Raw genomic sequence first — 6,142 nt, 5'->3', positions numbered from 1 at the left:
CGACCGGTACGCGTTCCACGCGGTCAGCATCCGGCTGGCCTGCCCGGGGGTGAACTGGTACATGCACGAGTCGTAGGTGTAGTCCATGAAGTTGGTGATCGGGTCCAGCCCGGTCGCCGAGCAGGTGTCGCGCCCGGTCGGGCACTGGTAGGCCGGCGACGCCTCGGCCGGGGTGTCGCTGACGCTGTCACCCGAGCCGCCGCACCCGCCCTGGAAGGTGTGGTAGAGGTTCAGCCAGTGGCCCACCTCGTGGGTGCCCGTGTCGCCCTGGTTGTAGTTGGTGGCGGTGCCGCCCGGCAGCGACTCGCTCAGCGCGACCACGCCGTCCATGCTGCTCAGTTTGCGCTGCGGGAAGGTCGCCCAGCCCAGCAGGTCGTTGCTCAGCTCACCGAGGTAGATGTTGAGGGTGTTCTTGCCGCCCACCCGCAACGAGGACTTCATCGACCGCTCGGCCGACGAGCCCTGCACGATCGGGTACCACGACGGGTTCGTCACCCGGTTGATCTTGTCGAGTCGGAAGGCGAACGCGGTGACCGCTCCGCCGGTCGCACCGGCGTATGCCTGGTTGAGCACGGTGATCTGCGAGGTGATCAGCGAGTCGGGGATGTTGCCGCCGGCCCGGGTGCTGTTCTCCTGGATCACGTGCACCACCACCGGGATGGTGACCGTGGCCAGCGCCGTCGCGCCGGCGCCGGTGCGGAAGTTGGCGCGCTCGCGCAACGCAGCGGCGAGGTCCGCGTCCCGCTCGCGGACCTGCTGCGCGGTCAACTCGTTCGGGTCGTGCTTGGCCGCCGCACCGGGCTTGAGTCGGGCGTTGGAGTGGCTGTCGGCTGGCTCCACGCAGGCGCCACCGGGCGCCGCGGAGAAGGCCGAAGCAGCCGGAACGACGCCCACCGCAGCGGTGCTGAGCAGCAGCGCGAGGGTCGTCGACGCGACACCGGCAGCACGCCGGGTCAGCAGGTTGGGACGGGGTCCCATGGGCCCACCTCTTTCTGGCGGCGCGGCAGGGGGTGTGTCACGCCGTGGCTGGCAACGTGTGGCAGACGTTACAACCCATCGACGCATTTGAGAACGGCCATATGTTGCCGTCCGGAAACTTCTTCCTGGGCGCCTGGCGTGGTGGGCTCGCGGGGGTGCCTGGGTGCACCGGATCGACCACTCGGGTACAGTGGGGCCGCCTGCGGGTGTAGTTCAATGGCAGAACATCAGCTTCCCAAGCTGACAGTGCGGGTTCGATTCCCGTCACCCGCTCCACTGCGAAGGCCCTGGCCAGGACGACAGTCCCGGTCAGGGCCTTCGATGTTCCGAGGTCAGCCGTGTGCCATTAGCGTGCCATTAGCCACGGTCATCCCCGGCCCGTCCCGGTCCGCTGACCCCTTCTTACCCTTCTTGCTGCCGGACTTCTTGCCCGGCTTGCCTTTGGTCTTGCTCGCGCTGCCTACCGGCTTACCGGGCCCACTCCGGTCCACCCGCAACGCCTGGTGCAGCGCCTGGCAATGGCACGGTCCGCTTCGGCCGTGGCGTGCTGATAGATCAACGCGGCCTGCGATGAGTCATGCCCCATCCAGGCCATCAGGTCACGGGTGCTCGCCCCGGTCTGAGTAGCCCGCCGGCGGACCGCGTTCGCCGCGCCGCCTCGGCGAAAACGCTCTACACCACCAAAACCAGCGCCCCGCCGTCCCAAAAGGTCACATGATCATGTCGCCCTTGTCGCCATCTGAGGATGCCCGGTCGATCGGCGGAGCGGGGTGGAATCCCGTCGGAGGGGGCGGCCATGCTCCCTCCCGGCGCGGCGAGGTGTCGCGCCAGACGGGGAGTACCCATGCTTCACAGCTCACCATCCGCCCGTACCCGAGCCGCACTGCCGCGCCGGATCGCCGGCGCGACCGCCACGGCGGCCCTGGCCGCCGCCGCTGCGGTCGGCGTCGCGGCACCGGCCGCCGCCGCGGACACCAGCACCCTCCTGGAGGGCGTCACCAGCGCCCGAGACGTCGCCGCGGGCGACGGCCGGGTCTTCGTCGCCGCGGTCGACCGGGTCGTCGTCGCCGACGCCACCGGCGCGGTGACCGACACCCTGGAGGGGATGGCCGGCGCGGTCGGCCTCGCCATCGACACCGATCGCGACCGCCTCTACGTCGCGCTGAGCGACAGCGGTGAACTGGCCGAGGTCGACACCGCCACCCTGCAGGTCGTCCGGAAGATTTCCCTGGAGGGGTACCGCTGCCCGACGAACCTCGCCCTGTCCGGAAGCCGGGTCTGGGTCGGCTACGGCTGCGGGTTCGAGTCGACCGGCGGCGTGCTGACGCTCGACGTCGCGGCGGCCGATCCCACGGTCGTCGGCATCACCAACTACATGTACCAGGCGCCACGGGTCGCGGTGGCCGGCAACGTGCTGGCCACCGGCTCTCCCGGCCTCAGCCCCGCGATGGTCGAGGTCTACTCCGTGGACGGCGCACAGGCGACGCGGCGCGGCACGATCATGAACAGCATCGTGGCAGACCTTCGCGAGCTGGTCGTCACCCCGGACGGCAGCCAGGTGATCGGGGCCTACGGCAGCTCGGCCACCCACATCGGCTACGACACCACCACCCTGGCCGAGGTACGCCACTACGGCGCCGGCCCCGGCCGGCCGGACGCGGTCACGATCAGCCCCGACGGCCGCTACCTCGCCGGCGGGCGCGACGGCAGTCCGGAGCTGATCGTGCACACCCTCGCCAGTGGCGCACCGGTCAACCAGGCCGACAGCCTGGACGGTGCGGTGGTGGAGGGCAGCCTGGCATTCCTCGGCACCGACGTCTTCGGCCTGGTGTACGACCGGGACAGCGAGCGCTACCACCTCTGGCGGGCGGTCGACGTGACCCTGCCCAAGTCGGCGATCTCGCTGACCGGGCCGGAGTCCGCCACCGCCCTCGACCCGATGACCGTCACCGGCCGGCTCACCCTGGCCGACGGAGCGGCCCCGGGCGTGCAGCGGCTCGACGTCACCCGGATCCTGCCGGATGACAGCCGCACCGCGCTCTCGGCCACCACCGCGGCGGACGGCACCTTCACGATCACCGACACCCCGCCGGTCAGCGGGGAGATCCGCTACGAGGTCTCCTGGGCCCGGACCCCGAACTACCAGGGCAGCGACGGCTCGCTGACAGTGCCGGTGGCCGGGCGCGCCCCGACGCTCACCCTCACCGGCGCGGCGGCCGGCGAGGACGGCAAGCGCCTGCAGCTCTCCGGCACGCTGGGCTTCGACGGCAAGGTGCCCACAGATCCCCAGCAGATCGGAGTTACCAGGACCACCTGGAACAACCGCGTGGACGGGGTGACCGAGCAGCTTCCGACCGTCACCACCGACAGCGCTGGCGGCTTCGCGATCCTCGACACGCCGGCGCAGGGCGGCCGGTACGTCTACACGGTCAGCTGGGACGCCGGCTCGCCGGTGTACGCGCCGGCGTCGGCCACCCGGGAGGTCACCGTCTCGTCCAAGGACTCCCAGATCAGCGGCACGGTGGCGGACCCGGCGTACGTCGGGGAGAAGTTCCGGGTCACCGGAGCGATCTCCCAGGACGTTGGGGCCTGCCAGGGCCCGGCCACGGTCCACGTGAGCCGGAGCGTCAACGGCGGTAACGAGAAGAAGCTGCCGGACCTGACCACCGACGCGTCGTGCGCCTTCGGCTTCGACGACAGCGTCACGGTCACGGGGCAGGTCACCTACAAGCTAGCCTGGGACGGCAACTCGACCCACCGGCGGTCGTCCGGCACCGTCGACGTGACCGTGCAGAAGCAGCCGTCGTCCATCGAGGTCACGTCCCCGGACCGCACCCTGGTCAACGGCCAGCAGTCGGTCATCGACGGCAAGGTCACCGGCACCCGTACCGGGTCGATCGGCGCAAGCGTGACGCTGACCGTCAACCGGGTCGGCCCGGACGGCACCTCGGTCCCGCTCCCGAACGTCACCACCGCGGCGGACGGCACCTTCTCGCTGCGGGACTCGCTGCCGACCGTGGACGCCAACACCTACCCGCAGTTCCTGTACGAGTTCTCCTGGTCCGGCAACGCCGGGTACGAGGGCAGCAACACCAACATCGCCTTCTACGTCGTCCCGCCCGACTGCACCTGCTGACGCGGTCGTGATCGCCGCCCGTCCGGGTCACCGGGCGGGCGGCGTCGTTTTCCGCCTTCGGATGCCGCCGAACCAGCTCGCTGGTTCGGCCGCCTGCTTCGGTAGCCGGTCGCGCAGACTACCGGCCCTGAACTGGCCGTGAGCTGTACCCAGCCGACCGGATCCGGGCCGGACGCTGGCGAAAGCCCGCGGCCGACTAGGGCCTGTTTCATAAGGGCGGTCGAGCCGAGGCGGAGTCCGGGCGGCGACCCGGCAAGGCGGGGTTTCGTCCGGATACCGGTGTTGTATCTGGACGAAACCGCAACGCCGCCGGTCGTCGTCCGGGCCCGCCGCAGGCCGGCCAGTCCTTGTGAAACAGGCCCTAAGGGACGCCTGACGCTATTGGGGATCGACGAGGACGTCCCTTAGGACCACGACTTCAAGGAGCGGCTCAGTCCGCAGGCGACGGCCGAGCTCGGCGGATCACGGCCTGGTCGAGTCGTCAGGGTCGGTTGTGCACGAACCACGCGTCACCGGCGGGCAAGGCAACGGCGACCTCCCACCGGCACAGGTCGAGGTTCGGTGCCAGCGCCTTGAGCTGGCCGGCCGCGGTCCACGCCTCGTCACCCGGTGCCGGGCGACGACCCACCTGGAACTGCAGCATGGTGCCACCCCAAGACGCGACCAGGCGGGCGTCCCACCGGTGACGCCACTGCGTCAACGCCTCGGCCAGCATCCACCGGTACCCCCGGGCGGGCGCACCGAAGAAGTCGACCCAGTACCCCGAGCTGCGGACATCGCTGGTGGGCAGCAACATGAGCAGGACGCTGTTAGGCGTGAACCAGTAATCGGTCTGCGTCACGAACCGCACCCTGCCAAGCACCCGGGCGTACAGGTCGGCGTCGGCGAGCAGCCGATCGTACAGCGCCCGCTCCAGCTCCTGGAGCGGAGTCGGCAGCGCCACATCCGACACCAGGGCCGTCAGGTCCAGGTCTGCGCCAGCCCTGCCACGCGTGTAGTACTCGACCTCGCCCTCGTCGACGTCGTCGTCCGCACGGTAGTGGCGGTAGACCAGCCAGGGGTCGGAAGATTCGGCCGCCTCGGCGAACGCGCGCAGCTCCGACTCCGACGGACCGGGCTCGGGCTCGGGCCGGATCCTCGGCGTGTCGCCGAAGTCGTCGGTGACCATGACGGGCAGGCGTCCGGTGACCGACACCAGTGCGTCGGCAACCTGCCAAGCCTCTTGCATGCGATTGGGGTCGATGTCGGCGACGAGGACAGTGCCCGACGGGCCGTGCCCGATCGGCAGGCCGGCCAGTGGCGTGCCGACGAACGCCGCTTCGATCTGGTCGAGGTCGTTTCGCACGGTGAAAGTGTCTCCGATCATCGACGCGACCTGCGCATCCTGTGCATCGCGAGCCATCCCGCCGCAAGAGAAAGCACCACCGCTCCCTGTTGGGGCGCGATTAGCCAGAACCACTCTTCGTCGCGGTAGAACAGGGCCAGGTGCGCCGTCGACAGAAGAGCAAGGCCGGCAGCGCCGAAGTAGCCAGCGAAGACAGTTCGGGGCAGGTTGGCCGCCCGCCCCCATGCCCGTTCGCTGGCGCGTTGGCCTTTCACCCCGACCAGGATCACGGCGTAGGCGAAGACAAACGCCCCCGCGCACCCGATGGCGGTGATGACGGCCCCGAGGATTGCTCTAACCAGCACTCGGCGAGACTCCCACGGCCGTCAAGTGACCCCAGGCGGCGCCCCATTCGTTCCGGTCGATTCTCGCCTTCGCGCGCCGATCACCCCGGAAGACGACTGCAACAGGTTCGGCCCGACCGGCGATAGTCAGGTGTGACGAGCCAGATACAACCGTCCGACCAAGATCTGTGGTCGGCCATCGCAGCCAGTGACGAGGTCGCGTTCGGCCGGCTCTTCGACCGGTACGCCCGGGCGGTCTACAACCACGCGTTCCGGCTCACCGGCTCGTGGACGCTCGCCGAGGACGTGACGCAGTCCACCTTCCTGGTCGCGTGGCGTAGGCGTGGCGAAGCGGCGGTC

The 6,142-nt window shown here is 70.0% G+C and carries 5 protein-coding genes and 1 tRNA gene; 3 read left to right on the top strand and 3 right to left on the bottom strand.

All coding sequences use genetic code 11. The features are described from left to right. Positions 1-978: zinc metalloprotease (locus KBX34_RS32620; protein WP_210928927.1), on the bottom strand; the 978-nt coding region annotated here is incomplete at its 3' end. A 202-nt stretch (positions 979-1,180) separates the two neighbouring features. Here KBX34_RS32620 and KBX34_RS32615 point away from each other — a divergent pair. Next, a tRNA-Gly gene (locus KBX34_RS32615) sits at positions 1,181-1,254 on the top strand. A 568-nt stretch (positions 1,255-1,822) separates the two neighbouring features. Beyond that, positions 1,823-4,114, top strand: a complete 2,292-nt coding sequence (locus tag KBX34_RS32610; RefSeq protein ID WP_210928926.1) for a hypothetical protein — start codon at positions 1,823-1,825, stop codon at positions 4,112-4,114. A gap of 481 nt (positions 4,115-4,595) precedes the next feature. On the opposite strand, the gene KBX34_RS32605 is transcribed toward KBX34_RS32610, so the two are convergent. Both KBX34_RS32605 and KBX34_RS32600 read right to left on the bottom strand, forming a co-directional pair. Further along, complete coding sequence (locus KBX34_RS32605) at positions 4,596-5,459, bottom strand: hypothetical protein (RefSeq protein WP_210928925.1); 864 nt, start codon at positions 5,457-5,459, stop codon at positions 4,596-4,598. Positions 5,460-5,476: 17 nt separating this feature from the next. Further along, complete coding sequence (locus KBX34_RS32600; protein ID WP_210928924.1) at positions 5,477-5,803, bottom strand: hypothetical protein; 327 nt, start codon at positions 5,801-5,803, stop codon at positions 5,477-5,479. 132 nt (positions 5,804-5,935) lie between these two features. Here KBX34_RS32600 and KBX34_RS32595 point away from each other — a divergent pair. Beyond that, positions 5,936-6,142: sigma factor (locus KBX34_RS32595; protein ID WP_307871551.1), on the top strand; the 207-nt coding region annotated here is incomplete at its 3' end.

This window comes from Micromonospora sp. M61, from assembly GCF_018070245.1.
Lineage (GTDB): Bacteria > Actinomycetota > Actinomycetes > Mycobacteriales > Micromonosporaceae > Micromonospora > Micromonospora zamorensis.
The sequence above is the reverse complement of the archived record's forward strand: the minus strand, read 5'-3'. Positions and strand labels throughout refer to the sequence as shown.

Excerpts from the sequence above, each read along its gene's own strand:
- KBX34_RS32610 (WP_210928926.1), top strand. The coding sequence starts at position 1,823 with ATGCTTCACAGCTCACCATCCGCCCGTACCCGAGCCGCACTGCCGCGC.